The organism is Galbibacter orientalis DSM 19592 (assembly GCF_000260115.1).
Taxonomy (GTDB): domain Bacteria; phylum Bacteroidota; class Bacteroidia; order Flavobacteriales; family Flavobacteriaceae; genus Galbibacter; species Galbibacter orientalis.
Map to the genome: position 1 here is coordinate 1,131,518 of NZ_JH651379.1, position 26,287 is coordinate 1,157,804.

Genomic DNA, 26,287 nt, shown 5'->3' on the forward strand with positions numbered 1-26,287 from the left:
TATTCAGAAATAAAATTGATAAAAAATAATTAGTCTTAAAATTATGCTTTTAAAGCAGTCCAAACGGAATTTTCCTTATCACTTTTTACTGCTGCATAAATAAACTCAACCCCATTAACGCCTTCTTTTACTGAAGGATAATCGGGTTTCTCTATGGTTTTGTTCTCTAATATACTCATTAGGTGTAATCCAAAGGCTTTATATATATTTCCAAATGCCTCTAAATAGCCTTCTGGGTGTCCTTTTGGAATTCTAGATATAGCTCTTACATTATCATAAACAGCTATCCCGTCTGGAGTAAAAGTTTGCTGAGGTTTGTCAACCCACTTGGCAATAAGTTTTGTGGAATCTTCTTGGTTCCATTCAATACTTCCTTTGCTACCATATATTTTTACAATCAAGGCATTTTCTTCTCCAGTGGCAACTTGAGAGATTGACATTGTTCCTTTGGCTCCATTTTTCATTCGTAAAAGAATGTTTCCATCGTTATCAAGTACACGGTCTTTTCCAATTCTCCCTAAATCTGCTGCAACTTCTGCAATCTCAGAATTAGTAATATAGGATACCAAGTTTTCTGCATGTGTGCCTATATCTGCTAAAGAACCTCCAATACCAGATTTTGTAGGATCTGCCCTCCAAGGTTTAATTTTTGCCTGTTCATTTACTTCGGCGGTCATCCACCCTTGTAAATACTGCACTTGTACTTTGTAAATAGCTCCTAAATCCCCGTTTAAAACCATTGCTCTGGCTTGTTTTACCATGGCGTTGCCTGTGTAATTGTGAGTCAAAGCAAAGAGGAGTCCTGTTTTTTCAACTAATTTTTCAAGTGTTTTTGCTTCTTCAACAGTAAGCGTCATAGGTTTGTCACAAACTACATGAAAACCATTTTCTAGAGCCATTTTAGCTGGCTCAAAATGTAAGTGGTTTGGCGTAACAATAGTTACAAAATCCATTCGCTCTCCTTCTGGGAGTTGTTTTTCTTTTTCAATCATCTCTTGATAACTTCCGTAGCATCTATCTTCAGGAAGATATAATGCTTTCCCAGAGGCAATTGTTTTTTCTAGAGAGCTATTAAATGCACCGCATACTAACTCTATCATTCCATCAAGGCCAGATGCTTTTCGGTGTACATCGCCCATAAAAGAGCCAATGCCACCACCGACCATTCCCATTCTTAATTTTCTCATTGTTTTTTTATTACTGAATATAAATTTAGTTTTATTAAAAAACAAGGCTGTGTGTATACATACGCACAGCCTAAATTATCATAATTGAGTAGAAATTATTTAACTTCTACCCAAACATTTCCTTGTTGATGTGAGGCTACTGCACGTTCAATAAAATTCATTCCACGCACTCCATCTTTCATAGTTGGAAATTCTCCTGGATGGTATTTTTCTTTTCGGATGGCTTTAGCAACTCCTTTGTAAATATTACCCATGGAGTCAAAAATTCCTTCTGGATGTCCTGGAGGAAGTTTTGTTCCGTCTAAAGAAAATGCACTGTTATAAGCATGCCCTGGTTTTAAAACTTTTAATGGCTCATCTTCAGTTAGGTGGTGTAAATAGTTTGGATTTTCTTGCTCCCATTTTAAACCACCTTTATCTCCGTAAATTTTTACAGTAAAATTGTTTTCTTCTCCAGTAGCAATTTGGCTTGTTCTTAAAACTCCTTTTACATTTTCCGCAAAGCGAAGTAAAATAGTTCCGTCAATATCCATTTTGTTGTCGGCATATAAATAATTGAGGTCGGCTAGAATGGTTTTTACTTCCATCCCTGTAACATACTCAATCATATCAAAACCATGTGTTCCAATATCTCCAACGCAACAGCTAATTCCAGACTTCTCTGGATCTAAACGCCAGGTGCTAGCTCTTTTTTCTTTATCGTGAATAATTGGATTAATCCAACCTTGATAATATTGAACATCTATTTTTTGAACCTTCCCAATTACTCCAGTAGAAATCATCTCTTTCATCTGGCGGACCATTGGGTAGCCTGTATAGGTATAAGTTACAGCAAAAATAGTATTTGCTTTTTCCAATGTTTCTTGAAGAACTTGAGCTTCTTCAAATGTTGTGGTCATTGGTTTTTCACAGATAACATTAAAACCAGATTCCAATAGTTTTTTTGCCATCGGAAAATGTAAAAAGTTAGGGGTTAAAATCGAAACTACTTGGATGCGCTCATCTTCAGGAAGTTTTAATTCTTCCTCAATAAATACATCAAAATCTTTATAAATTCGATTTGTTGGGATGCCAATTTGTTCAGCAAACCCTATATTATCATCGTAATTCGGATTAAAAACACCTCCAACCAATTGGTAGCTATCGTACATAGAAGAAGCGATACGGTGCAAAACACCAATTAACGAATCGCCTCCGCCTCCTAAAATTCCTAATCTTATTTTCTTACTCATATTGTTAGTTAAATATTATAAAGTTAAAAAGAGTACATGGAAGAAGTTATGGGTGTTTTACAATTTATACACGCCTAAACTCTTAATTCCAAACCTCTATATTATTGCTCTTTGTATTCTATTTTTTCATCTTTAAAAAAGATAGCAAACAATACCGCTACGGCAAGTGCAAAACCAGCAGGGTAAATCCAAATGCTATACCAGTCGTGAGACCCTTCAGCAATTAAGAATTTATCAGAAATCATTCCTGCAATTTCAAAACCAATTAACATTCCAACCCCGTAGGTTGCAAGGGTAATAAGTCCTTGTGCAGCACTTTTATATTTAGCGCCAGCTTTAGAGTCGGTATAGATTTGTCCAGATACAAAGAAGAAATCATAGCAAAGTCCGTGTAAAGCAATTCCTATAATAAGCATAAAAACTAAATCTCCGGAGTCTCCAAAAGCAAATAATACATAGCGTAAAGTCCAAGCAAGCATTCCTGCAAGAATTGTTTTTTTGAAGCCGAATTTTTTAAAGAAAAATGGTAAAAGAAGCATAAATAATACTTCTGACATTTGTCCGAAAGACATTTTAAAAGTTGAATTCTCAACGCCAATTTCAGTTAAAAAAGGACTCGCATTTTGGTAATAAAAAGCCAATGGGATACATATTAATACGGAAGAAATAAAGAATAATAAAAAGTTTCTATCCTTTAATAATTTCAAGGCATCTAAACCTAAAATTTCTGAGATACTTGCTTTTTCTTCTTTATTAATTTTTGGTGGTGTTTTAGGTAAAGTAAAACTAAATATACCTAGAGCAGCAGAAACAATGGCTGTCATTAAAAAGGTGTTTTTAAGCATTCCTTGGGCAATATTTTCACTAGAATCCCAAGCAAGGTAACTAATTACACTTCCTGCAACAATCCATCCAATGGTTCCAAAAACTCTTACAAAAGAAAATTGTTTTCCAGGGTCGGTCATTTGGTTAAAAGAAATAGAATTTACCAAGGCCAGAGTTGGCATAAAGGCAATCATGTATGCTAGTACATATGGGTAAAAGGCACCAAAATCTGTACTTTGGTACATTAAATACATCAAAATTGCGCCAATAATGTGTAATACCCCTAAAATTCTTTCGGCATTAAAATAACGGTCGGCAATAAGTCCTATAATAAATGGAGCAATAATTGCGCCCCAAGATTGAGTTGAAAATGCCATGGCAGATTGTGCGCCTGTAGCTTCTAAGTTGTTGCCAAGAAAAGTTCCTAGCGTTACAAACCAGCCTCCCCAAATGAAGAATTCTAAGAACATCATAAAGGATAGCTGAAATTGAATTTTTTTGTTCATGTTCGCTTGCGTTTAATAGTTATAGTTAGTAATTATAAAGAATCCCAATGCTTGCAAATTGGGATTGTATATTCAAAAATAGTTATGCTTGATTGGTTGTTGAAGTCTCACTTAATTTTTTTGCAACAGCTAGTAATAATGCTTTTGTTGCTAAAATTCCTTTTTCTTCGGATAATTCTTCTCCTTCATATTCTACTCCAACAAAACCAGTAAACCCTGCATCTTTAACAATTTTCATCATTTTATAAAAATCGATGGTTGTTTCGTTGCCATTTTCGTCAAAGTTAAAAGTTTTTGCACTAACTCCTTTTGCAAATGGCATTAATTCTTCAACACCTTTATAGATATCATATTCTTCAATACAAGGTGCGTCCCATAATTTATTGTCTTCTCTTTTTAAGCAGAAATTTCCAAAATCGGGTAATGTACCACAATTTTCTTTATTAACAGTTTCCATAACTTCGGCCATGAGTGCGCCATTTGAAGAGAGGTAACCATGGTTTTCTACAATTATATTTACATTTTTTTCTGAAGCATATTCAGAAAGTTCCTTTAAAGAAGCGATGGAATTTTCTTTCCAAATCTCTTCATCGTTAGATCCAAATAAATTAATCCGCATGGAATGGCATCCTAAAATTGCAGTAGCATCAATCCAGATTTTATGATTTTCCACTCCTTGTTTTCGATGTGTTTGATTGGGGGTAGAAAGTAAATTTTCGTCTCCCTGTAAATCAACCATCATAATCTGATTTTTCATTTGCTGCTGATCGCTTATTTTTTTTAAATCTTCAGCTAAAGAAATAATTGCATTATTGTTGTTTCCTCTTTTTTCGAGTTCTTTATTATAAAGTTGATTTACATATTCTAAACCTTCAAAACCTAAATCTTTTGCTTTTTTTGCAAAATCCATTGGATTTAATTTTTCTTCCCAGATCATTTTATGAAGAGACCATTGTGCTAATGATAATTTAAAAAAAGGTTCAAAAACGGCTGCTTCCTCTTCGGGAATTGCTTCTTTTGAAGGAGTTTCTTTACAGGCGTACATCCCTAAAAATGAGAGCGCTAAGCCTGCTTGACTAGTGTTTCTAATAAAATTTCTTCTCTTCATATTCGTAGGTTATTAGGTCGAAAATTATTAAATCAACAATGTTAATGTTGTTAAAATGATTAATTGATAATTAAAATATTCGTCTAATGTAAAAAATTAATTTTTATATTTGGAGAACTACTATTGTAAACAAGCTAAAAAAAATGAGTACATTTTATTACAATTCCCCTCAAGAGGAGTATGATGCTATAGTCGTAGGAACTGGAGTTTCTGGTGGCTGGGCAGCAAAAGAACTTTGTGAAAATGGATTAAAAACGTTGGTTTTGGAAAGAGGCCGTATGGTAAAACATGTGGAAGACTACCCAACAGCAAATTTAGATCCATGGGATATGCCAAACGGAGGCGCAGCTTCCAGAGAAGTAAAAGAAAGAAAATTCAAACAAAACAGAACAGGTTACACAGTTAGTGCAGCAAGCGAACACTTTTTTGTTGATGATGTTAAGCATCCTTATAATGAAGACCGCCGCTTTGATTGGATGCGTGGATATCATGTTGGAGGACGTTCACTAATGTGGGGGCGCCAAAGCTACCGAATGGGAGATGTTGATTTTGAAGCAAATCTTAAAGATGGGATTGCTGTAGATTGGCCTATTCGTTATGATGAAATAAAACCATGGTACGATAAAGTAGAGCAATTTATTGGAGTAAGTGGTGTAAATTTAGGTTTACCTGTTTTGCCTGATGGTAAATTCTTACCTCCAATGGATTTAAATTGTGTGGAAGACCATTTTAAAGATATTATTGAAGAAAAATTTGGAGACCGTACCATTACAATTGGACGTGTAGCTCATATTACTCAAGGAACAAAAGAAGGACAAGGAAGAGGTCCATGTCAATATAGAAATAGATGTATTAGAGGGTGTCCTTTTGGAGCATACTTCAGTAGTAACTCATCTACATTACCTACTGCAGAAGCAACAGGAAACATGACGCTTCGTCCAAATTCTATTGTGCATGAAATAATATATGATTCTGAAACAGGAAAAGCAACTGGAGTTCGTGTTATTGATGCGGAAACTAAAGAAACAATGGAGTTTAAAGCAAAAGTTATCTTTTTATGTGCTTCTGCAATTGCTTCAGCTTCTATTTTATTACAGTCTAAATCTGAAAGATTCCCAGACGGAATGGGGAACGACAGCGGAGAACTAGGTCATAACTTAATGGATCATCACTTTAGAGTAGGTGCTAGCGGGAAGTTTGACGGTTTCCACGATAAATATTACAAAGGAAGAAGACCAAACGGGGTTTACATTCCGCGTTTTAGAAATCTAGGAGGTGCCACAGACCGTAAAGACTTTATTAGAGGTTACGGATATCAAGGTGGTGCAAGTAGAGGAGATTGGTCTGAATCTATCCGTGAGCTTGCTTATGGAAAAGAATTGAAAGAAGCAATTATGGAGCCAGGAGACTGGACTATGGGAATGACTGCTTTTGGAGAAACGCTTCCAGATCATAAAAACCGTATGTATCTTGATTATGATAAAAAGGATGAGTGGGGATTACCAACGGTAACTTTTGATGCTGATTTTGGTGAAAACGAATTGGCAATGCGTAAAGACATGAAGCAACAAGCTGCCGAAATGTTGGAAGCTGCTGGTTTTAAAGATATTTCTACTTATGATAGTATTGGAGGAATGGGATTAGGAATTCACGAAATGGGAACTGCTCGTATGGGAAGAGATCCTAAATCTTCAGTATTAAATAAAAATAACCAATTACATGCTGTGCCAAACGTATATGTAACAGATGGAGCTTTTATGACTTCTTCAGCATGTCATAATCCATCTTTAGGATATATGGCGTTTACAGCAAGAGCTGCAAACCATGCGGTAGAAGAACTTAAAAAAATGAATTTGTAAAAAACATATTATGGACAGAAGAAGAGCACTTAGAAATATTGGTTTAACTACAGGTTTTGTTGTAGCAACACCTACGCTTTTAAGCATGTTGCAAAGCTGCACTGCCGATAAAGCAACTTGGGTTCCTGAGTTTTTTACACCAGAAGAAGGAGTTGCACTTACAAATATTGTAGATGTAATTATTCCTGAAACAGATACACCATCTGCTTCTCAAGTTAATGTACCTCAATTTATAGACAAGTATGTTAAAGAAGTAGAGTCTGATGAAGCGCAAGCTCGCTACCGTAAAAGAATGGCAGGTTTGGTAAATCAGTTAAAAGCAACTTATAATGAAGATTTAAATGATATAACTCCAGAGCAATATGAGGAGATTGTAGCTGCAAATCTTAAAGTTTCTGAAGATAAAAAGAAAGATCTAAACAAACGTATTAGTATTGAAGGGAATGAAGTGGAAATTGGAACTACCGAAAATAAGGTAGAAGACAATGAAGCACTTGCTTTTGGTATGATAAACGATTTACGTTGGTCAACAATAAACGCCTTTAAAAACAGTCAGAAAATAGGGGAAGAAGTATTGGCTTATGATCCTATTCCTGGGGTGTATAATGGCTGCATGCCAGTAGAAGAAGCTACTGGTGGTCGTGCTTGGTCATTATAAAAATTAAAATTATTTACTTAGATTTTGCATTTTTTAAAAGCCCTCTTCTTTTTATGGTTAAAGAAGAGGGCTTTTTTTTGTCCTATTTTTTTTGCTTCTGATTAAAAATAAACTCTTACAAAAGGCATAAAAGGTGTTCCGTAAATACTTTTGTCATCATCATATAAAACATCATACCGTACTCCTATAGTTACAGGTCCTGTGTTGTAACCTGCTCCAAGATGCAGTGCTGGATACCAATATTCGTCTCTAAAATCTGGGATTCCGTCATATTCATATTTTCTGTTTACATGAAGTTCTTCAAATTCTGCTGAAAGTTGAATCTCTCTAATTGGGCTATAAAAACCGAGTACGCTCCCTCCAAAAACAGTAGCTGTATAATTACGATCGTCGGTATAAGTAAAGTTTAAACCAACACCAGTTGCAAACTTATCATTTACTTGATAAATGGCACTTGGAGTTATAGAACCACTAAAAAAGTCATTTCCAAACCCTAATCCTAATCCACCACCAAAACGTACATTGTCCCAAAAATTAGGACTTCTGTAATTTTGCGTCATTTGAGCAGTAGCAAATTGAGTAATTCCTAACATAAAGAGAGCGAAGATGTATTTTTTGAAACAGGACTTGTTATAAATATGCATATCAGTAATTTTTATCTTATAAATATATTAAAACTATGTATCAATTTTCTCAAATATTGTACTTTTGTATAAATTTTGTCTAAAGAGACAGTGAAAAGAAAACATGGATAAATATTCCTTTTTAAATGCGGCAAATACCGCTTTTTTTGCGGACTTATACGATCAATACCTAATTAATCCGGATAGTGTAGAGCCAAGTTGGAGAGCTTTTTTTCAAGGCTTTGATTTTGGGATGGAAACTTCGTCTTCAGAAGACGACACAGTAACCATTGAACATGCTACTTCAGGAGAAAAAATTGAAATTTCTCAGGATGTTTACAAAGAGTTTCAGGTAATTCGCCTTATAGACGGTTATCGAAGCAGAGGACATTTGTTTACTAAAACCAATCCTGTAAGAGAGAGAAGAAAGTATTCCCCTACCTTGGCTATCGATAATTTTGGGTTAGAAAAAGCTGACCTTAATAATGTCTTTAATGCTGGAGATATTTTAGGAATTGGTCCTTCAACCTTACAAGAAATTATAGACCATTTAGAAGCAATTTATTGTGATGCTATTGGGATTGAATATATGTATATTCGAAACCCAGAGCGTAAGCAGTGGATTCAAAATTGGTTGAATGTAAACGATAATCATCCGAAGTTTAATGACGATGAAAAGAAAAACATTCTTAGAAAATTAAACGAAGCCATTTCTTTTGAAAACTTTTTGCATACTAAATATGTAGGGCAAAAGCGTTTTTCTTTGGAAGGAAATGAGTCTTTAATTCCTGCGTTAGATACCTTGGTTGAAAAAGCAGCCGATATGGGGGTGCAGCAATTCGTAATGGGAATGGCACACCGTGGAAGGTTAAATGTGCTTACCAATATTTTTGGAAAATCTGCTAAAGACATCTTTAGTGAGTTTGACGGAAAAGATTATGAGTTGGATATTTTTGATGGAGATGTTAAGTATCACTTAGGGTGGACAAGCGATCGGAAAACAACTAGTGGGAAGAAAATAAATATGAATATTGCTCCTAATCCTTCGCACTTAGAAACAGTAGGTGCTGTTGTAGAAGGGATTACTAGAGCAAAACAAGATAGACATTATAAAGACGACTTTTCTAAAGTGTTGCCAATTGTAGTGCATGGAGATGCTGCAATTGCAGGACAAGGACTTGCTTACGAGGTGGTTCAAATGGCACTTTTAGATGGCTATAAAACAGGAGGAACTATTCATATTGTAGTAAATAACCAAATTGGATTTACTACAAACTATTTAGATGGAAGGTCTTCTACTTATTGTACAGATGTAGGAAAAGTAACGCTCTCTCCAGTGTTACACGTAAATGCAGATGATGCTGAAGCTGTAGTTCATGCAATAACTTTTGCTTTGGATTACCGAATGAGATATGGAAGAGATGTATTTATAGATTTATTAGGATATAGAAAATACGGACATAACGAAGGAGACGAACCTAGATTTACACAACCTAAACTTTATAAGGCTATTTCTAAGCATGAAAATCCACGTGATATTTATGCAGATAAGTTGAAGAAAGAGGGAGTTATTGACGATTCGTATGTTAAAAAACTAGAAGACGACTATAAAGCTTCCTTGGAAGAAAAATTAGAAGATTCTAGAAAAGAAGACAAAACTGTTATCACTCCATTTATGCAAGATGAATGGAAAGGATTTAATCCTGCTCTGGAGGATAAAATGATGGATACAATAGATACTTCTTATCCTAAAGATAAATTAACTCAAATTGCAGAAACAATTACCAATCTTCCGAAGGGTAAAAAATTTATGCGTAAGATTGAAAAGCTTATAAAAGAGCGTAATAAAATGTTCTTTGAAACAGATAAGCTGGATTGGGCAATGGGAGAGTTGTTAGCATATGGTTCTCTTTTAGAAGAAGGATTTGCAGTGCGTATGTCTGGTCAAGATGTGGAAAGAGGAACTTTTTCTCACCGTCATGCAGTTATTAAATTAGAAGATTCCGAAGAAGAAGTAGTGCTATTAAATGAGTTAAAAGAAAATCAAAATGCACATTTTGATGTGTATAACTCATTACTTTCTGAGTATGGTGTTGTTGGTTTTGATTATGGTTATGCCATGGCAAGTCCAGATACATTAACTATTTGGGAAGCACAGTTTGGAGATTTTAGTAATGGGGCTCAGATAATGATAGACCAATACATCTCTGCTGCAGAAGATAAATGGAAATTGCAAAACGGACTTGTAATGTTATTACCTCACGGTTATGAAGGGCAAGGAGCAGAGCACTCGTCGGCAAGAATGGAGCGTTACTTACAATTGTGTGCTAAAGACAATATGTTTGTGGCAGATGTTACTACCCCAGCAAATTTATTTCACTTGTTAAGACGACAAATGAAAGCCGATTATAGAAAGCCTTTAATTGTTTTTACTCCTAAGAGTTTATTAAGACACCCAAAAGTGGTTTCTTCGGTAGACGAGTTTGTAAACGGAAGCTTTCAAACGGTTATAGACGATGCTGAAGCTTCAGTTAAAAAAGTAAAAACCCTAGTTTTCTGTACTGGTAAATTCTATTATGATTTATTGGCAGCAAAAGAAGAAGGTAAAAGAGAAGATGTTGCTTTAGTAAGAATAGAGCAGTTGTTCCCATTGCCAACTTCAGAAATGCGTAAAATAATGGATAAATATAGTAGTGCAGAAGAAGTAGTTTGGGCACAAGAAGAACCAAGAAATATGGGAGCTTGGAGTCATTTATTACTTCATTTTGAAGAGGCACGTACTTTTAGAGTGGCTTCCAGACGTTTTTACGCTGCTCCAGCAGCAGGAAGTGCTACGCGTTCAAAACGTAGACATCAACAAGTAATTGAATATGTTTTTGATAAAACCAAAGACAATATGCAACGAAAAGCGAAATAAGAGTATATTTATAATAGAATTAGACAATAAAATATAAAACTAAAATAAAGAACAATGGTTTTAGAAATGAAAGTTCCCTCTCCTGGGGAATCGATAACAGAAGTAGAGATAGCGGAATGGCTAGTTGAGGATGGAGATTATGTTGAGAAAGATCAAGCAATTGCTGAGGTAGATTCTGATAAGGCTACTTTAGAGTTGCCTGCAGAGGCAAGTGGAATTATTACACTTAAAGCTGAAGAAGGAGATGCGGTAGCTGTTGGAGAAGTAGTTTGTTTAATCGACACTTCTGCAGAGAAACCAGCGGGTGGTGAAGATGCATCAGCCGAAAAGGAAGAAAAAGAAGCGCCTAAAAAAGAAGAAAAAGCTGCTCCAGCTGAAAAAGCTCCGGAGAAAAAAGAAACATATGCTAGCGGTACTGCAAGTCCAGCAGCTAAAAAAGTACTAGCCGAAAAAGGAGTAGATCCTAAAGAGGTAAAAGGTACTGGAAAAGACGGCCGAATTACTAAAGACGATGCCGTAAAAGCTACTCCATCTATGGGGACTCCAAGTACTGGAAGTCGTGGTAGTGAGCGTAAAAAATTATCAATGCTTAGACGTAAAGTGGCAGAGCGTTTGGTTTCTGTAAAAAATGAAACGGCTATGCTAACTACATTTAATGAGGTAGATATGAGTCCGATTTTTGAATTGCGTAAGCAGTACAAAGACGAATTTAAATCGAAACATGGAGTAGGTCTAGGCTTTATGAGTTTCTTTACATTGGCAGTTGTACGTGCATTAAAAATGTATCCTGCTGTTAACTCCATGATTGATGGCAAAGAAATGATAAGTTATGATTTCTGTGATGTTAGTATTGCGGTTTCTGGACCAAAAGGTTTGATGGTTCCTGTAATTAGAAATGCAGAGAATTTAAGCTTTAGAGGTGTTGAAGCAGAAGTTAAAAGATTAGCAATAAGAGCTCGTGAAGGAGAAATTACAGTTGACGAAATGACTGGAGGTACTTTTACAATTACCAATGGAGGGGTGTTTGGTTCTATGTTGTCTACTCCAATTATTAATCCGCCGCAAAGTGCAATCCTTGGGATGCATAATATTGTAGAAAGACCAATTGCTAGAGATGGTGCTATTGCAATTGCTCCAATAATGTACGTGGCTTTATCTTACGATCATCGTATTATTGACGGGAAAGAATCTGTAGGATTTTTAGTAGCCGTAAAAGAAGCATTAGAAAGTCCAGAAGAATTATTGATGGACGGTAATGTTAAGAAAGCTTTAGAATTATAAAATATAAGTTTTATAGAATTGGAAACGCCCAACTGAATTTCAGTTGGGCGTTTTTCATTTTGGTTGGCTAATATAACGGAATTCTAAATTGATAAAACCAAAAATAAATTTAGAAGGAAAGTAATCATAGCTAAACTTACAATAGTTACGGCTAAGTGAATGTCGTTTGAATTTTTTTGCTGCTGGATGTCAGTCTTCATAATCATTTCATTATTAGTTGGTTTGGTAAAATTCTATAATTTAATGAGTTATTTCAAAGGGAATATTACCCTATTTATCTAGGATGAATTACAAATACTATCGTTTATAGTGTTAAAAGACAGTAAATGTTAATAAATAGCGCTATTGCAATTAAAAATATGAGGAGGAATAATAATAAGGTAGGAATCTTTTTTATAACATAGAGTGGTATCATTAATTAGGTATTAGGTTGATTATGAGTTATAAAGCTACGCTATGTTTGTAATAAATGGAATACGTACTTACTCGTATATTATTTTAGAAGAAGTTCTTGATTTTCTATTGCCCAAAGTAATAAGGCGTTGGTTTTATGGGGTATTTCTAGTTTGTTTATAATATTACTTCGGTGTTTTTCAACGGTTCTTATGGAGATAAAAAGCATTTCGGCAATTTCCCTGTTTGTTTTTTCTTTAGCAATTAATCGAAGTATTTTTATTTCTGAAGGAGTGAAAATGGCTAGGATATCATCTTTGTTTAGTTGTAAAGACTTTGTTTTATGAAGTATAATTGGACTGTAGTACCTTCTGTTTTGACAGATTTCTTCAATGCAAAGCTTAATTTCCTCAATGGCAAATTCTTTTAAAATATATCCTTCTACATTGAGTTCTTTTGCTTGATAAATAAGATCCGGTTCTTTGTGTAGGGTAATAAGAATAATTTTAGTTTTTATATTATTCTTTTTACAGTTTAAAGCTACTTCAAGTCCTGTCATTTTTGGCATTTCAATATCCAAAATAGCAATATTGGGTTTGTGTTTTACAATTAAATTGTATGCTGTGTTTCCGTCCTGAGCGCTATCTAAAATGTTATACTTGTTCTCAATTAAAAAATCATTGAGACCTTTTAATAGAAACGGATGATCATCTGCAGTTATAATGGATGGATTCATCATGCTATTGGAATAATGTATGAGAAAGTAGTTCCTTTATTTTTTTCTGAATCAACTTTCATAGTTCCTTTTAAATATTTGGTTCGCTCTCGAAGTGTTTTTAGTCCGAGCGATTTAAAATCATTATACCTTTCTGAAAAGTCAAAACCATCTCCATTGTCTTTAATAACAATAAGAATGCGTTTGCTTTCTTTTATTACAGAAATTTTTGCTGCTTCCGCATTAGCATGTTTTACAATATTGGAAAGTGTTTCTTGAACAATTCTGTATAAATTTAATTCTTGGTCTTTGGTAAGTGTATTTGAAATATCGTCAATATCGGAAGAAATAAAGATATCTGTGTGTTCGTCTACGTCTCTAATTGTATTTTTTATTGCTTTTGTGATTCCTAATTTTTCTAACTGAAAAGGATGGAGTGCTCTAGAAATAGAACGTACTTCTTCAATGGCGTTATTAAACATTGTTCTAGTGCTTTCATCTGTATTTAAAGCTATTTTATTTTTTATTAGAAGTAAACTTTGACCTACTCCGTCATGAAGATCTTTAGAAATACGTTCTCGTTCTTCTTCTTGAGATAATAGTAACTGCTGACTAAAATCTTCCTGCTGGATTTTCGATTTTTTTAAATGTTGTTTGTTTCTGTATAGGAAAACACATAAAAACAGTAAGCTTAATCCAGCTATAGAAAAGCCTAGAAGTCGTTTTTTGGCTTGGTTTTCTTCCTTTAAAGCTTCAATTGAGGCGTTTTTTGTTACTAATTCTTTCTCTTTTTTCTCTGTTTCGTACAGTGTTTGGTAATAGGTGAGGGCGTTGGTTTTTTGAACATTAAATAAAGAATCCTTTAGAGTGTTGTATTCTTGAAAAGCTTTGTATGAAGCAGTGGTGTTTCCAGTTTTATTATAGAGTTGTGCTAATTGTTCTTTTAAATCAACTAAATGGTCGTTACTTTTTCCTTCTTCAGAAAAAAGAATAACTTCTTTCAGTAAAGCAATGGCTTCCTCGTATTTTTTTTCGCCTTCTAAAATTGCAACTTTCGCAATTTTGTAATGATTCATTAATTGTTTTTCATTTACAATATCTTCTTTAAGGCCTTCGATAATAGCAAAATGTTGACGTGCTTTATTGAGTTGATTGATGTTTACATAAAGTTTTGTTAGTGAAGTTTCAATATATATGCTGCTGTAAACATCATTATTATTGGCTTCTTTATTAATTTTTTCAGCCTCTAATAGTAATTCTTCTTGTCGTTTTGGGTTTTTTAATTCTTTATAATGTATGGCTTTGTTGTAAAGAGTACTTACAATTGCATCTGCTTTATCGTTCTCTTTTGCGTAGGCAATTACTTCGTCTTCAGCTTTTTCAGCTTGCTCATAAAATTTATTCATTCCATAAACAGTTGCAACTCCACTTTTGGCTAGAATAACATATTCCACGTCTCCAAGAGACTCATAATACATAGATGCGGTTTTGTAATCTTTAATAGCTTGTAAGAAGTTTCCTTGATAAGCTTCGGCTTGCCCTTTAAATAGGTATGAGTCGGCTACGTAAATGGAATCTTTTATTCCAAAATTTAAAATAGCTTTAGCGTAATTTTCGGCTGCTTTTTTAAAATCTATATCATAATAAGCGCCACCTTTCTTTAAGTAAACACTTCCAAGTAGAAAAGAATCTTTGGTTCTATTTAAATATTTTTCAGCATTTAGAACAACTTTTAGAGCGTCGTCTTTATGGTTTTGGATGTTATTGATGTAGTAAAATACTTTAACAGAGGCAGCAATCATTTTGTCATACATTTCTAACTTTTCAGCTATAGAAATATAATCTTTGGTATAAGTAACATACGTATCTGTATAAGCTTGTTTGTCTATCTTATTAATAATGGAGTCTAAGACTTGGAGTTTTATAGTTTCGTTTTGCGCTGAGTCTAATGCTTTCACAAAATTGCTGATATTTTCTTGCGCATTAATCAGTGCTACTATAAAAAATAGTAGTGTAGTTAATAAAGTCTTAGGTTTCAAACTAGTTGGTTTTTAAGACTTTAAAAATAATGTTTTTTTGTTATAGTCTATTACAGCTTTGGCCTTTTTTAGAACATCTGCACCAATAATCCCATGAACGGGAAGGGCATCATGAATAGTAAGTGCAGAATTTACATGTGTTAAATCAAAAAGTACGATTTTGAGCTTTTTGAGTTTCCAAGATTCCATCTCCAAAGTATTTTTTTTAGAAACCTGTGTTAACATATTTGTTGCTCCAGCACCCGCTGCTTTGACTTCGGAAGCCTCGGTTTCTAAATTAAAATGTTCAATGCAGTCAAAACCAATACAAGTATTAGAAGCGCCTGTGTCTAGAATAAATCTGCCAGTAATACCATTAATTTTTGCAACTACTTCAAAATGATTTGTTTTGGTGAGGGTAAGTGGGGTTTTTATATATCCTTTTGCTAACAAGAATTTTTTTAAACTTTGCATTATCTCTTCAGTTTTATGCAAATATAGCCGTTTAAACTGTTATTTTTGCGCCATGATTTTAACAGATACACATACTCATTTATATAGTGAGGCTTTTGACGAAGATAGAGATGCTATGATCCAAAGAGCACTAGATGCAGGAATTGAACGTTTTTTTATCCCTGCTATCGATTCTACCTATACGCAAGCCATGTTGGAGTTGGAAAAAGCATATCCCAAAAATGTTTTTTTAATGACGGGATTACATCCAACGCATGTAAAAGAAAATTATAAGGAAGAATTAAAGCATATTGAAGAGTTATTGACTAGAAGAAGTTTTTATGCTATTGGAGAAATAGGAATAGATTTATATTGGGATAAAACTTTTTTAAAGCAGCAACAAGAGGCTTTTAAATATCAAATCCAGTTAGCTAAAAAATATAAACTTCCAATTGTAATTCATTGTAGAGATGCCTTTGATGAAGTATTTGAAGTATTGGAAAGTGAAAAAGGAGAAGACCTTTTCGGGATTTTCCATTGTTTTACCGGTACATTAGAGCAAGCAAAACGAGCTATTTCTTATAATATGAAATTAGGAATTGGTGGTGTTGTAACTTTTAAAAATGGAAAGATTGATACTTTTTTAAATGAAATTCCGCTTACAGAAATTGTTTTGGAAACAGATGCTCCTTATTTGGCGCCTACACCCTATAGGGGTAAACGTAATGAAAGTTTGTATTTAACAGAAGTTGCAGGAAAATTGGTAGATATATATAATACCTCTCTAAAAGAAATAGTTACCATTACCACTAATAATTCTAAAGAGGTATTTGGAGTTTAACAAGCTTTTACGGTTAAAGTGAACTAAATTTTGTTTTTTTGCCATTAAACATAGAGTCCGAGTGATTACAATAGACGATATAAGACCTTATTACGATTCTGAAGTCAACGATGCCCTTTTGAAATTTATGGAGCATCCTATGGTTTTGGCGATGCTTCAATTTACTTTCCCCAATAAGAATATGGAGGAGATTATGGCAATAGCAGAAAGTTGTCATTCAATAAGAGATTTTCAGAGTAAAATAATATATAACAGTATTAGAATGGTGCTCGAAAAGAGTTCCGAAGGTTTTTCTACAGATGGTTTTGAGAAGCTAGAAAAAGGAGAATCTTATCTTTTTATATCCAATCATCGAGATATAATTTTAGATACTTCTTTATTAAATGTTGCCTTGTACGAACATGATTTGGTAATGACAGCTTCGGCAATTGGAGACAATTTGGTAAAAAAACCTTTTTTAATGGCATTGTCTAGACTAAATAGAAGCTTCATTATTAAAAGAGATTTATCGCCTCGAGAAATGCTTAAAAGTTCAAAATTAGTATCTTCTTATATAAGCAATTCACTTCAGAAAGAAAAAAGGTCTATTTGGATAGCGCAACGAGAGGGGAGAACAAAAAATGGAGATGATCAAACCCAACAAGGAGTTTTGAAAATGTTAGCGCTCGCAAATGATGAAGACCAAGTGATGGATTATTTTAAAAAGCTTAAAATAGTTCCTATTTCTATTTCTTATGAATACGACCCAACAGATGTGTTGAAGATGCCAGAATTAATGGCGAAGCATAAAGAAATAGAATATATAAAGTCTAATAATGAAGATTTTAATAGTATTTTAAAAGGAATTACTGGTAGGAAAAGACATATTCATATTTCTGCAGGGAAAGTTTTTTCTGCCGAATTAGATGAAATTAAGAATAGTGGAGAGCCAAATAATAAGCAGTTTCAAATGTTGGCAGATACTATTGATGCCGAAATATATAAAAACTATAAGCTATGGCCTTCTAACTATTTAGCTTATGATTTGCTCAATAATACAACTAAGTTTTCAGAATTTTATTCAGACAAAGAAAAGCGTCAATTTAAAAGACGGATTAAACGTCGTGTCCAAATAGGGGATAAAATTGAATTGGAAAATTTTTTAAGAATGTATGCTCACCCAGTTACAAACCATTTAAAATATAAAGTAAGTGCAAGCTAAAATTTTACTTATTTATACAGGAGGAACTATCGGGATGGTGAAAGACTTTGAAACAGGAGCTCTCCATGCATTTAATTTTGACGAATTGTTAAAACGGATTCCAGAGTTATCTCTTTTAGATTGTAATATTGATACCATTTCTTTTGAAGAACCTATAGATTCTTCAAATATGAATCCAGATTCTTGGGTTCAGATTGTAGAAGTAATCGAGAGAAATTATGAAACTTACGATGGTTTTGTAGTGCTTCATGGAAGTGATACCATGAGTTATACATCTTCGGCTTTAAGTTTTATGCTTGAAAATCTATCTAAACCTGTAATTTTTACAGGGTCTCAACTTCCAATAGGAGATTTAAGAACCGATGCGAAGGAGAATTTAATTACTTCCATTCAAATTGCCTCATTAAAACAAAATGGCAGTGCCGTTATTAGAGAAGTATGCTTGTATTTTGAATATAAACTGTACAGAGCTAACCGAACGACCAAGATAAATGCAGAGCATTTTCAGGCGTTTGCTTCTTTAAATTACCCCGCAATTGCAGAAAGCGGAGTTCATTTAAAAGTGCATCATGAATATTTATTGAAGTCAACTCGAAAGAAGTTGAAGGTTCATAAACAAATGGATGCGAATATTGCTTTAGTAAAGCTTTTTCCTGGCATTAATGAAAATACTTTAGGTTGCTTATTAACAAACCCAACTACAAAAGCTATAGTATTAGAAACTTACGGAGCGGGAAATGCTCCTACCGAGAAATGGTTTGACGATTTGTTAAAAAAAGCTATTAAATCGGGAAAAATAATTGTAAATGTTACACAATGTTCTGGAGGAAGTGTGATAATGGGACAGTATGAAACGAGTTCTCACCTAAAAAAAGCGGGTGTAATTAACGGGAAAGATATTACAACAGAGGCTGCAATTACAAAATTAATGTATTTACTTGGGAATAATATTCAAGCTAAAGTGTTCAAAACCATATATGAAACGTCTTTAAGAGGCGAGATGAATTAAAATTAACTACATAAATTTTAAGAACTAAAAAAAAATTCGTTATTTGGCACTCTAAAGCTATATGTAATATAGAGAGGTGGCCGAGTGGTCGAAGGCGCACGCCTGGAAAGTGTGTATACGTCAAAAGCGTATCGAGGGTTCGAATCCCTTCCTCTCTGCTGTAGTTTTTAATGTTTAATAACATTTTTTTTTTATCTTTAACCCTATTAACGAACAAATTTAAGTTTAGAAGAAATGAAAAGACTATTCTCTATGCTGGCAATTGCCGGATTATTGGCTTTTAACGCAACAACTGCCAACGCAAAGGATTTAACGCCAGTTATGGCTGATCAAATCTCAGAAATTGTTGCTATCGACGATGCTGCAACAGCATTAGTACAAGACGACGCAGCTCCTGCTGCAGAAGAAAAAGGCTTCCAACAAGTCCTTAAGGAAAAGTTTATCCAAGGGGGTGCAGGCTTTATGGGTATTGTACTATTATGTTTAATTTTAGGACTAGCTGTGGCTATTGAAAGAATTATTTTCTTGAATATGGCTACTACAAACACAAAAAAGCTTACTCAAAAAGTAGAAGATGCATTAGCGTCTGGTGGAGTTGAAGCTGCAAAAGACGTTTGTAGAAACACAAGAGGTCCTATTGCATCAATTTATTATCAAGGTTTAGACAGAGTTGACGAAGGTGTTGATGCTGCTGAAAAAGCTGTAGTAGCTTATGGTGGTGTGCAAATGGGTCAATTAGAGAAAAACGTTTCTTGGTTGTCTTTATTCATCGCAATTGCACCGATGTTAGGATTCATGGGTACTGTAATCGGGATGATTCAGGCATTCGAAAAAATTAGTGCTGCTGGTGGACTAGATGCATCTCTTATTGCAGGAGATATTCAGGTTGCCTTATTAACAACAGTATTTGGTCTTATTGTGGCTATTATACTTCAGATTTTTTATAACTACATTATCGCAAAAATCGATAGTATAGTAAACAGCATGGAAGATGCTTCAATCATCTTAGTAGACATGTTGGTAGATCACAAAAAATAATAAGCATTTAATTTAATTTAAGATATGTATAAAATAGCTAAAATATTAGCGATAATACTTAGTGTAATTGGATTAGTGCTGTGGGTTTTAATAGTACAATCTGATGACAACGAAGGTGTTATTAGCTTAATGATAAGCCTAGGATTATGGCTAACCGTTATTATAGCAGGAATTACACTTGTACTTTCTCTTATGGGGCTAGCCTCAGACGGAGATAAATTAAAGAAAGCATTAATTTCTGTTGCTGCTTTTGCTTTAATTATAGTAATAAGTTATGTTGTATTTGCTACAGGAAAAGATGTAAATCTTCAACAAATGGCAGATAGAGGCATCGAAGTTACTGAAGGAACTGTAAAAACTGTAGGAGCAGGTTTATGGTCTTTCTATATTCTAGCAATTGTAGCGGTAGTTGCAATGGTAGTAGGAGGATTTAAGAAACAATAATTAAAAAAATAATAATAATATGGCAAGAAGAGGAGCACCGCCTGAGGTTAACGCAGGTTCAATGGCAGACATCGCTTTCCTACTCTTGATCTTTTTCTTGGTAACAACTACCATTGAAACAGATGCAGGATTAGATCGTAAGTTGCCACCAATCGAGCCGCCAGAAAATCCGCCAATTATTAAGCAGAAAAATATTTTTACGGTAGTTGTTAATAAAAATAACGACTTACTTGTAGAAGAAGAAGTGATGGATCTTAAGAACCTTCGCGAAGCTGCTGTAAAATTTTTGGATAATGGTGGAGGTACAGGAGAAAAAGGAGAGTCTTGCGACTATTGTCAAGGCCCAAAAAATCCTGAGTCTTCAGATCACCCTAGTAAAGCTATCATCTCTTTGCAGAATGATAGATTGACAGAGTATGGGACATATATAGCAGTACAGAATGAATTGGTAGCTGCATATAATCAATTGAGAAACAGAGAAGCGCAAAGACTTTATGGTAGAGATTTTACGGAAATGAATGATACTTATTTAGATCCTAAAACTTCAGACGCTATTAAAGATGATCTGAAACCAAAGTTAGAGCGTATTCAGAAAATGTATCCTCAAAAATTATCTGAGGCTGAACCAAAAAATAACTAATTAAATTAGTATAAGCTATTATGGCAAAATTCACAAAGAAAAAGAAGGGGGATTTACCAGCGGTTTCAACCGCATCATTGCCGGATATCGTTTTCATGTTGTTATTTTTCTTCATGACCGTTACCACAATGAAAGATAGTTCCCTTATGATTAAAAATGAATTGCCTTATGCTGATCAAGTTCAAAAACTTGATAAAAAAGACAGGGTAATTTATATCTATGCAGGTAAACCTAGTCCTCGTTACCAAGATAAATTTGGAACAGCAGCAAAAATTCAGTTAAATGATAAATTTGCAGATGTTTCTGAGGTAGCAAACTACGTACTTGCTGAGAGAGCTTCAAAGCGTGAAGAGTTACAAAATGTACTTACAACTGCTTTGAAAGTTGATAACGAAACCAATATGGGACTCGTATCGGATATTAAACAAGAATTGAGAAAAGTTAATGCATTAAAAATTAACTATACTACCAGAGGTGGTACTGCTTTTCAAAACTTGAAATAATCCATTTCAGTTAAACTTATATTTAAAAAGCGCTTCTATCTTTAGATTTGAAGCGCTTTTTATCTTCAATACAATTCCTTTTTCTATTACCTTTACTGCTACATAAGTTTAAATTAGTTTTCATTGAAGCGTATAGTTTTCCTTTTTCTGTTGTTTTTAAACTCTATAATATGGGCGCAACAAGATTCTCTTTTTGTTGTAGAACCAGACGATAAGTATGTAGAAGATCAGTTTTACTTCGGAATTAATTACAATCTTTTAGTAAGTGCTCCAGATAATGCTAGTCAAAGTAGTTTTTCTTATGGTATTATGGGTGGTTTTATTAAAGATATCCCTATCAATAAAAGACGTAATATTGGATTTGGAGTTGGTGTAGGATTATCTTTTAATGCTATTTATAGCGATTTATTAGCTACTCAAGCAGAAAATGGAAGTATATCTTATCAAATAGTTCCAGACGATATTTCTTACAATAGAAATAACCTTACCATGAATTTTGTTGAATTTCCAATTGAGTTTCGTTGGCGATCTTCTAAAGCAGATGATTATAGATTTTGGCGAATTTATTCTGGAATAAAACTTTCTTACTTAATCTCTGGAAATTCAAAATTTGTTGCCGATACAGAAACCATAAAATTTTCCAATAAAGATATTAGAGATATGCAATATGGTGTTTATTTTAGTTTTGGGTATAATACCTGGAACTTCTATGCGCAATATGATCTTTCTAACATTTTTGAAGATAATACCTATACAATTGACGGAGATTTAATGGATACTCAAATCTTTAAAGCAGGATTAATCTTCTATATTTTATAGCCAGTATCCAAAGGTTAAGAATTGGGTAATAACACCTATAAAACATCCTATAATGATTTCTGGATACGTATGAGATTTTAAATAGAGTCTTGCGGTAGCTACTATTCCAGTAATTAAAACTAATAGTGATAACCCTAAGGTAATGTTTATTTCATAATGAAAAGACAAGCCTAAAATAAAGGTTGTTAAGCCGCAAATTCCCATCATATGCATGCTTGCTTTGAAATTGAAGTAAATCATTATTAAACAGCTTAAAAGAGCTCCTAAAATGCCAATAAAGTAATAATACAACTCAATTGAAAAATCAAACGTAGTAATTTTCATTATTGTGATGTAAATTACTATAATGAAAATGTAAAGAGGAATCTTCCGTTCTTTAATATGAGTCAGTCCGTTATTTGTAATCCATCCTAAATTTCTTAGCAGTAAGAAAAATATAAAAGGAATTATTACTGTTAATATTAAAATAGCAAGTAATATTAATCGCTTAGCTTCGGGTGGGTTAAATTTTGGGGTGATAAAAAAATAAAGAATCGAACCTACTAGCGGAAAGAATAAGGGATTAAAAATATGACTAATTAATTTTGAAAATATTCGCATTAAATTTCTTTTCTTAGACGCGCAACAGGGATGTGGAGTTGCTCTCTGTATTTAGCTACAGTTCTTCTTGCAATTGGATATCCTTTTTCTTTTAAAATAGCAGCTAACTTATCGTCGGTTAGGGGTTTTCTTTTCTCTTCTTCATTAATTACAGTTTCTAATATTTTTTTAATTTCTCTAGTGGAAACATCTTCCCCTTCATCATTCTTCATTGATTCAGAGAAAAATTCTTTTATTAGTTTAGTCCCGTAAGGAGTGTCTACATATTTACTGTTTGCAACTCTAGAAACAGTAGAAACATCCATTCCAATTGTATCGGCAATATCTTTTAAAATCATAGGGCGAAGTTTGCGTTCGTCTCCTGTTAAAAAATATTCTTCTTGATAATGCATAATACAATTCATAGTTACATAAAGCGTTTCTTGACGTTGTTTAATAGCGTCTATAAACCACTTTGCAGCATCTAATTTTTGTTTGATAAACTGAACGGCATCTTTTTGAGATTTTGATTTAGTTTTAGTGTCTTTATAGCCTTTCAGCATATTATTATATTCTCTAGACACATGAAGTTCTGGAGCGTTTCTTCCGTTTAATGTTAGCTCTAGTTCTCCGTCAACAATTCTAATGTTAAAATCTGGGACTACATGTTCTACAATTCTATTATTTCCAGAATAAGAGCCTCCTGGTTTTGGGTTTAGACGCTCTATTTCATGTATTGCGTCTCTGAGTTCTTCTTCAGTGATATCGTATTTTTGAATTAGACGGGTGTAGTGCTTTTTTGTAAACTGTTCAAAAGATTTGTCTAATATTTCATAAGCAAGGTCTACACTTTGTGTAGGTTCTTTTCTTTCAAGTTGAATTAATAAACACTCTTGAAGGTTTCTGGCGCAAACCCCAGCAGGATCTAATTGTTGTGTTATATGAAGGATTCGTTCTACTTGTTTTTCTTCTGTAAATACATTCTGAGTAAAGGCAAGATCGTCTACTATGTCTGGTATTGCTCTTCGGATGTAGCCGCTCTCATCTACACTTCCTACTAAAAATTCAGCAATATCACGTTCTTCATCATTCAGTCTAAAAGTATTTAACTGGTTTAATAAATGCTGATGAAAAGAAGTTCCCGCAGCGTATGGAACCGATTTTTCATCGTCATCACTACTGTAATTATTTGCTTGGAGCCTATATTCTGGCACTTCATCGTCACTTAAATATTCGTCTACATTTATATCTTCAGCATTTATAGATTCGTTGTCGTAATCGTCTTGCTGTGAATTATCGATATCGTCATTCTCAAAATCATTATCATCCTTACCACTTTCTAATGCAGGATTTTCTTCAAGCTCTTGTTTTAAACGCTGTTCAAAAGCTTGTGTAGGCAGTTGAATCAATTTCATTAATTGAATCTGCTGCGGAGATAATTTCTGCGATAATTTAAATTGTAACTGCTGCTTTAGCATATATTTTTTAACCTTTATATAAAAATAAAAAAACTAGCTATATGAAATGTGTTCATATGCTAGTTTTATTACTGTTTACTGTTAATTTATTCTAAAATTCGGCGTTTTGTGGTGTTCTAGGGAAAGGAATTACGTCTCTAATGTTTGTCATTCCTGTTGCAAATAACACTAAACGCTCAAATCCAAGTCCGAATCCACTGTGTGTTGCCGTCCCAAATTTTCTAAGTTCTAGGTACCACCAAAGCTCTTTTTCATCAATTCCCATGGCTTCCACTTTTTCTTTTAAAACATCATAACGTTCTTCTCTTTGGGCGCCACCAACAATTTCTCCAATACCAGGGAAGAGAATGTCCATTGCTCTAACCGTTTTCCCATCTTCATTGGCTCTCATGTAAAAAGCCTTTATGTCTGCAGGGTAATCAAATAAAATTACTGGAGTTTTAAAATGTTTCTCTACAAGATAGCGTTCATGCTCACTTTGTAAATCCGCACCCCACTCTTCAATAATATAGTTGAATTTTTTCTTTTTATTAGGCTTAGAATTTTTTAATATTTCTATAGCTTCTGTATAGCTTACACGCTTAAAGTTGTTGTCTATTACAAAATGTAGCTTTTCTGTAAGCGTCATTTCACTTCTTTCTGCTTGCGGCTTTGTTTTTTCTTCTTGTAATAAACGTTGCTCTAGAAATTCTAAATCATCTTTACAGTTATCTAGCGCATATTTAATGACATACTTTATAAAATCTTCAGCAAGATCCATATTGCCGTCTAAATCTAGAAAAGCAACTTCTGGTTCAATCATCCAGAATTCTGCCAAGTGTCTAGAAGTATTTGAGTTTTCTGCTCTAAAAGTAGGGCCAAAAGTATAAACTTTCCCTAATCCCATTGCATATGTTTCGGCTTCTAATTGACCAGAAACGGTAAGATTTGTCTCTTTTCCGAAGAAATCTTCTTTAAAATCAATTTCTTTGTTATCTGTGAGCGGAGGGTTTTTAATGTCTAGCGTAGAAACTCTAAACATTTCTCCAGCGCCTTCAGCATCAGAACCTGTAATAATAGGGGTGTGAACATAATTAAACCCATTCTGATTGAAATATTGATGTACAGCAAACGATAAAGAAGAACGAACACGCATAATAGCACTAAAAGTGCTTGTTCTAACTCTAAGATGCGCTTTCTCTCTAAGGAATTCTAAGGAGTGCTTTTTTGGCTGGATGGGATATTCTTCCGGATTAGATTCTCCTAAAATAGCAATGTCTTTAACTTGGATTTCTACATTTTGCCCTTTTCCTTGGCTCTCAACAAGTGTTCCGTTTATGCTAACTGCTGCTCCAGTATTAAGTTGTTTTAATATTTTTTCTGAAATATTTTCAAAGTCAACAACACATTGAATGTTATTTATTGTGGAACCATCGTTTAGTGCAATAAAACGGTTGCTTCTAAAAGTTCGAATCCATCCTTTAACGCTAACTTCTTGAAGTAATTTCTCACCACCAAGCAGTTCTTTAATGTTATCTAATTTCATTATGGGTTACATCAAATAATTGTGGGCACAAAGATAAAATTTTAAACCTATTAATTATAAGCATTGTAGCTTTGATTCTTAAAAATATTTGTACCATAACATTATTCTTTTGTTAAATGCAAGAAAATTAAATATTAATGATGTAGAACAAATCAAATTTTTTCGTACATTTAACATAAGCTTATAAATTTTAAGATAATTTTTGTAGGATAAAAAAAGGGATAAAAACCCTTTTATGCTATTATATTAATTTGATATATTTGTAGAAAATAGTGCATACGCTGTCTTAAAAGACACAATAAAAATATATAAGAATGTAGGTTTGGGGGAACCTTAAAGTCTGTTCGGAAACTTTGTTTTCGGCAGACTTTTTTTTGTAAATACATTATGATTAAATGATTATCTAAAGTAAAATCCCCATTTGATGCTAATACA

23 protein-coding genes and 1 tRNA gene are annotated in these 26,287 nt (G+C 33.7%); 13 read left to right on the plus strand and 11 right to left on the minus strand.

The features are described 5' to 3' along the window. Positions 1 to 41: 41 nt before the first annotated feature. The 4 genes from JOOMADRAFT_RS05090 to JOOMADRAFT_RS05105 all read right to left on the minus strand — a co-directional run bounded on the left by JOOMADRAFT_RS05090 (position 42) and on the right by JOOMADRAFT_RS05105 (position 4,858). A complete protein-coding gene (locus JOOMADRAFT_RS05090) occupies positions 42 to 1,187 on the minus strand; it encodes a Gfo/Idh/MocA family protein (RefSeq protein WP_008611773.1) in 1,146 nt (381 codons plus the stop codon). 95 nt (positions 1,188 to 1,282) lie between these two features. Next, positions 1,283 to 2,419, minus strand: coding sequence for a Gfo/Idh/MocA family protein (locus tag JOOMADRAFT_RS05095; protein WP_008611774.1), 1,137 nt, complete (start codon positions 2,417 to 2,419; stop codon positions 1,283 to 1,285). Positions 2,420 to 2,520: 101 nt separating this feature from the next. After that, positions 2,521 to 3,750 (minus strand): nucleoside permease, encoded by a 1,230-nt coding sequence (locus JOOMADRAFT_RS05100; protein WP_008611776.1) that lies wholly within the window; start codon positions 3,748 to 3,750, stop codon positions 2,521 to 2,523. A gap of 82 nt (positions 3,751 to 3,832) precedes the next feature. Continuing rightward, positions 3,833 to 4,858 carry a sugar phosphate isomerase/epimerase family protein gene (locus JOOMADRAFT_RS05105; protein ID WP_008611778.1) on the minus strand — a complete coding sequence of 342 codons (1,026 nt, stop codon included), beginning with the start codon at positions 4,856 to 4,858 and terminating at the stop codon, positions 3,833 to 3,835. Between the two features lie 143 nt (positions 4,859 to 5,001). On the opposite strand from JOOMADRAFT_RS05105, the gene JOOMADRAFT_RS05110 reads away from it, so the two are divergent. Both JOOMADRAFT_RS05110 and JOOMADRAFT_RS05115 read left to right on the plus strand, forming a co-directional pair. Then, entirely contained in the window at positions 5,002 to 6,717 is a 1,716-nt protein-coding gene (locus JOOMADRAFT_RS05110; protein ID WP_008611779.1) for a GMC oxidoreductase, read from the plus strand. Between the two features lie 10 nt (positions 6,718 to 6,727). Beyond that, positions 6,728 to 7,375 carry a gluconate 2-dehydrogenase subunit 3 family protein gene (locus JOOMADRAFT_RS05115; RefSeq protein WP_008611780.1) on the plus strand — a complete coding sequence of 216 codons (648 nt, stop codon included), beginning with the start codon at positions 6,728 to 6,730 and terminating at the stop codon, positions 7,373 to 7,375. 101 nt (positions 7,376 to 7,476) lie between these two features. Here the strand turns inward: JOOMADRAFT_RS05115 and JOOMADRAFT_RS05120 are convergent, their stop codons facing one another. Further along, a complete protein-coding gene (locus tag JOOMADRAFT_RS05120; protein ID WP_008611781.1) occupies positions 7,477 to 8,019 on the minus strand; it encodes a hypothetical protein in 543 nt (180 codons plus the stop codon). Between the two features lie 103 nt (positions 8,020 to 8,122). Here JOOMADRAFT_RS05120 and JOOMADRAFT_RS05125 point away from each other — a divergent pair, with 103 nt between their 5' ends. Further along, positions 8,123 to 10,915: a 2-oxoglutarate dehydrogenase E1 component gene (locus JOOMADRAFT_RS05125; RefSeq protein WP_008611782.1), complete on the plus strand. Its 2,793-nt coding sequence runs from the start codon at positions 8,123 to 8,125 to the stop codon at positions 10,913 to 10,915. A 54-nt stretch (positions 10,916 to 10,969) separates the two neighbouring features. Continuing rightward, on the plus strand, positions 10,970 to 12,196 hold the full coding sequence (odhB, locus tag JOOMADRAFT_RS05130) for a 2-oxoglutarate dehydrogenase complex dihydrolipoyllysine-residue succinyltransferase (protein ID WP_008611783.1): 1,227 nt from the start codon (positions 10,970 to 10,972) through the stop codon (positions 12,194 to 12,196). Between the two features lie 493 nt (positions 12,197 to 12,689). Here the strand turns inward: odhB and JOOMADRAFT_RS05135 are convergent, their stop codons facing one another. Genes JOOMADRAFT_RS05135 through JOOMADRAFT_RS05145 form a run of 3 tightly spaced genes read right to left on the minus strand, consistent with a single transcriptional unit; the run spans position 12,690 to position 15,796 of the window. After that, positions 12,690 to 13,328 carry a response regulator transcription factor gene (locus JOOMADRAFT_RS05135; RefSeq protein WP_317133720.1) on the minus strand — a complete coding sequence of 213 codons (639 nt, stop codon included), beginning with the start codon at positions 13,326 to 13,328 and terminating at the stop codon, positions 12,690 to 12,692. Continuing rightward, a complete protein-coding gene (locus JOOMADRAFT_RS05140; protein ID WP_008611786.1) occupies positions 13,325 to 15,343 on the minus strand; it encodes a tetratricopeptide repeat-containing sensor histidine kinase in 2,019 nt (672 codons plus the stop codon). Before JOOMADRAFT_RS05140 ends, JOOMADRAFT_RS05135 begins: the two co-directional genes overlap by 4 nt. A gap of 12 nt (positions 15,344 to 15,355) precedes the next feature. Then, the gene (locus JOOMADRAFT_RS05145; protein WP_008611788.1) at positions 15,356 to 15,796 is read right to left on the minus strand and encodes a retropepsin-like aspartic protease family protein; all 441 of its coding nucleotides are present in this window, start codon (positions 15,794 to 15,796) and stop codon (positions 15,356 to 15,358) included. Between the two features lie 52 nt (positions 15,797 to 15,848). On the opposite strand from JOOMADRAFT_RS05145, the gene JOOMADRAFT_RS05150 reads away from it, so the two are divergent. The 9 genes from JOOMADRAFT_RS05150 (at position 15,849) to JOOMADRAFT_RS05190 (ending at position 22,270) form a co-directional block, all read left to right on the plus strand. Then, positions 15,849 to 16,616: a TatD family hydrolase gene (locus JOOMADRAFT_RS05150; RefSeq protein WP_008611789.1), complete on the plus strand. Its 768-nt coding sequence runs from the start codon at positions 15,849 to 15,851 to the stop codon at positions 16,614 to 16,616. 61 nt (positions 16,617 to 16,677) lie between these two features. Further along, positions 16,678 to 17,817 (plus strand): 1-acyl-sn-glycerol-3-phosphate acyltransferase, encoded by a 1,140-nt coding sequence (locus tag JOOMADRAFT_RS05155; RefSeq protein ID WP_008611790.1) that lies wholly within the window; start codon positions 16,678 to 16,680, stop codon positions 17,815 to 17,817. Next, the gene (locus JOOMADRAFT_RS05160) at positions 17,807 to 18,826 is read left to right on the plus strand and encodes an asparaginase (protein ID WP_008611791.1); all 1,020 of its coding nucleotides are present in this window, start codon (positions 17,807 to 17,809) and stop codon (positions 18,824 to 18,826) included. Before JOOMADRAFT_RS05155 ends, JOOMADRAFT_RS05160 begins: the two co-directional genes overlap by 11 nt. A gap of 70 nt (positions 18,827 to 18,896) precedes the next feature. Next, positions 18,897 to 18,984, plus strand: a tRNA-Ser gene (locus JOOMADRAFT_RS05165). Positions 18,985 to 19,060: 76 nt separating this feature from the next. Further along, a complete protein-coding gene (locus tag JOOMADRAFT_RS05170) occupies positions 19,061 to 19,864 on the plus strand; it encodes a MotA/TolQ/ExbB proton channel family protein (protein ID WP_008611792.1) in 804 nt (267 codons plus the stop codon). A 24-nt stretch (positions 19,865 to 19,888) separates the two neighbouring features. Then, a complete protein-coding gene (locus JOOMADRAFT_RS05175; RefSeq protein WP_008611793.1) occupies positions 19,889 to 20,308 on the plus strand; it encodes a hypothetical protein in 420 nt (139 codons plus the stop codon). 19 nt (positions 20,309 to 20,327) lie between these two features. Beyond that, a complete protein-coding gene (locus JOOMADRAFT_RS05180) occupies positions 20,328 to 20,948 on the plus strand; it encodes an ExbD/TolR family protein (protein ID WP_008611794.1) in 621 nt (206 codons plus the stop codon). A gap of 20 nt (positions 20,949 to 20,968) precedes the next feature. After that, entirely contained in the window at positions 20,969 to 21,451 is a 483-nt protein-coding gene (locus JOOMADRAFT_RS05185; RefSeq protein WP_008611795.1) for an ExbD/TolR family protein, read from the plus strand. Positions 21,452 to 21,574: 123 nt separating this feature from the next. Then, positions 21,575 to 22,270 carry a porin family protein gene (locus JOOMADRAFT_RS05190; RefSeq protein ID WP_008611796.1) on the plus strand — a complete coding sequence of 232 codons (696 nt, stop codon included), beginning with the start codon at positions 21,575 to 21,577 and terminating at the stop codon, positions 22,268 to 22,270. On the opposite strand, the gene JOOMADRAFT_RS20135 is transcribed toward JOOMADRAFT_RS05190, so the two are convergent. From JOOMADRAFT_RS20135 to asnS, 3 genes are all read right to left on the minus strand, one after another. Further along, positions 22,265 to 22,594, minus strand: a complete 330-nt coding sequence (locus tag JOOMADRAFT_RS20135) for a hypothetical protein (RefSeq protein ID WP_157136655.1) — start codon at positions 22,592 to 22,594, stop codon at positions 22,265 to 22,267. The genes JOOMADRAFT_RS05190 and JOOMADRAFT_RS20135 overlap by 6 nt on opposite strands. A 275-nt stretch (positions 22,595 to 22,869) precedes the next feature. After that, positions 22,870 to 24,327: an RNA polymerase factor sigma-54 gene (gene rpoN / locus JOOMADRAFT_RS05200; protein WP_008611798.1), complete on the minus strand. Its 1,458-nt coding sequence runs from the start codon at positions 24,325 to 24,327 to the stop codon at positions 22,870 to 22,872. Between the two features lie 91 nt (positions 24,328 to 24,418). After that, on the minus strand, positions 24,419 to 25,852 hold the full coding sequence (gene asnS / locus JOOMADRAFT_RS05205) for an asparagine--tRNA ligase (protein WP_008611799.1): 1,434 nt from the start codon (positions 25,850 to 25,852) through the stop codon (positions 24,419 to 24,421). Between the last annotated feature and the right edge of the window lie 435 nt (positions 25,853 to 26,287).

Excerpts from the sequence above, each read along its gene's own strand:
- JOOMADRAFT_RS05090 (WP_008611773.1), bottom strand. The coding sequence starts at position 1,187 with ATGAGAAAATTAAGAATGGGAATGGTCGGTGGTGGCATTGGCTCTTTT.
- JOOMADRAFT_RS05095 (WP_008611774.1), bottom strand. The coding sequence starts at position 2,419 with ATGAGTAAGAAAATAAGATTAGGAATTTTAGGAGGCGGAGGCGATTCG.
- JOOMADRAFT_RS05100 (WP_008611776.1), bottom strand. The coding sequence starts at position 3,750 with ATGAACAAAAAAATTCAATTTCAGCTATCCTTTATGATGTTCTTAGAA.
- JOOMADRAFT_RS05105 (WP_008611778.1), bottom strand. The coding sequence starts at position 4,858 with ATGAAGAGAAGAAATTTTATTAGAAACACTAGTCAAGCAGGCTTAGCG.
- JOOMADRAFT_RS05110 (WP_008611779.1), top strand. The coding sequence starts at position 5,002 with ATGAGTACATTTTATTACAATTCCCCTCAAGAGGAGTATGATGCTATA.
- JOOMADRAFT_RS05115 (WP_008611780.1), top strand. The coding sequence starts at position 6,728 with ATGGACAGAAGAAGAGCACTTAGAAATATTGGTTTAACTACAGGTTTT.
- JOOMADRAFT_RS05120 (WP_008611781.1), bottom strand. The coding sequence starts at position 8,019 with ATGCATATTTATAACAAGTCCTGTTTCAAAAAATACATCTTCGCTCTC.
- JOOMADRAFT_RS05125 (WP_008611782.1), top strand. The coding sequence starts at position 8,123 with ATGGATAAATATTCCTTTTTAAATGCGGCAAATACCGCTTTTTTTGCG.
- odhB (WP_008611783.1), top strand. The coding sequence starts at position 10,970 with ATGGTTTTAGAAATGAAAGTTCCCTCTCCTGGGGAATCGATAACAGAA.
- JOOMADRAFT_RS05135 (WP_317133720.1), bottom strand. The coding sequence starts at position 13,328 with ATGATGAATCCATCCATTATAACTGCAGATGATCATCCGTTTCTATTA.
- JOOMADRAFT_RS05145 (WP_008611788.1), bottom strand. The coding sequence starts at position 15,796 with ATGCAAAGTTTAAAAAAATTCTTGTTAGCAAAAGGATATATAAAAACC.
- JOOMADRAFT_RS05150 (WP_008611789.1), top strand. The coding sequence starts at position 15,849 with ATGATTTTAACAGATACACATACTCATTTATATAGTGAGGCTTTTGAC.
- JOOMADRAFT_RS05170 (WP_008611792.1), top strand. The coding sequence starts at position 19,061 with ATGAAAAGACTATTCTCTATGCTGGCAATTGCCGGATTATTGGCTTTT.
- JOOMADRAFT_RS05175 (WP_008611793.1), top strand. The coding sequence starts at position 19,889 with ATGTATAAAATAGCTAAAATATTAGCGATAATACTTAGTGTAATTGGA.
- JOOMADRAFT_RS05180 (WP_008611794.1), top strand. The coding sequence starts at position 20,328 with ATGGCAAGAAGAGGAGCACCGCCTGAGGTTAACGCAGGTTCAATGGCA.
- JOOMADRAFT_RS05185 (WP_008611795.1), top strand. The coding sequence starts at position 20,969 with ATGGCAAAATTCACAAAGAAAAAGAAGGGGGATTTACCAGCGGTTTCA.
- JOOMADRAFT_RS20135 (WP_157136655.1), bottom strand. The coding sequence starts at position 22,594 with ATGAAAATTACTACGTTTGATTTTTCAATTGAGTTGTATTATTACTTT.
- rpoN (WP_008611798.1), bottom strand. The coding sequence starts at position 24,327 with ATGCTAAAGCAGCAGTTACAATTTAAATTATCGCAGAAATTATCTCCG.
- asnS (WP_008611799.1), bottom strand. The coding sequence starts at position 25,852 with ATGAAATTAGATAACATTAAAGAACTGCTTGGTGGTGAGAAATTACTT.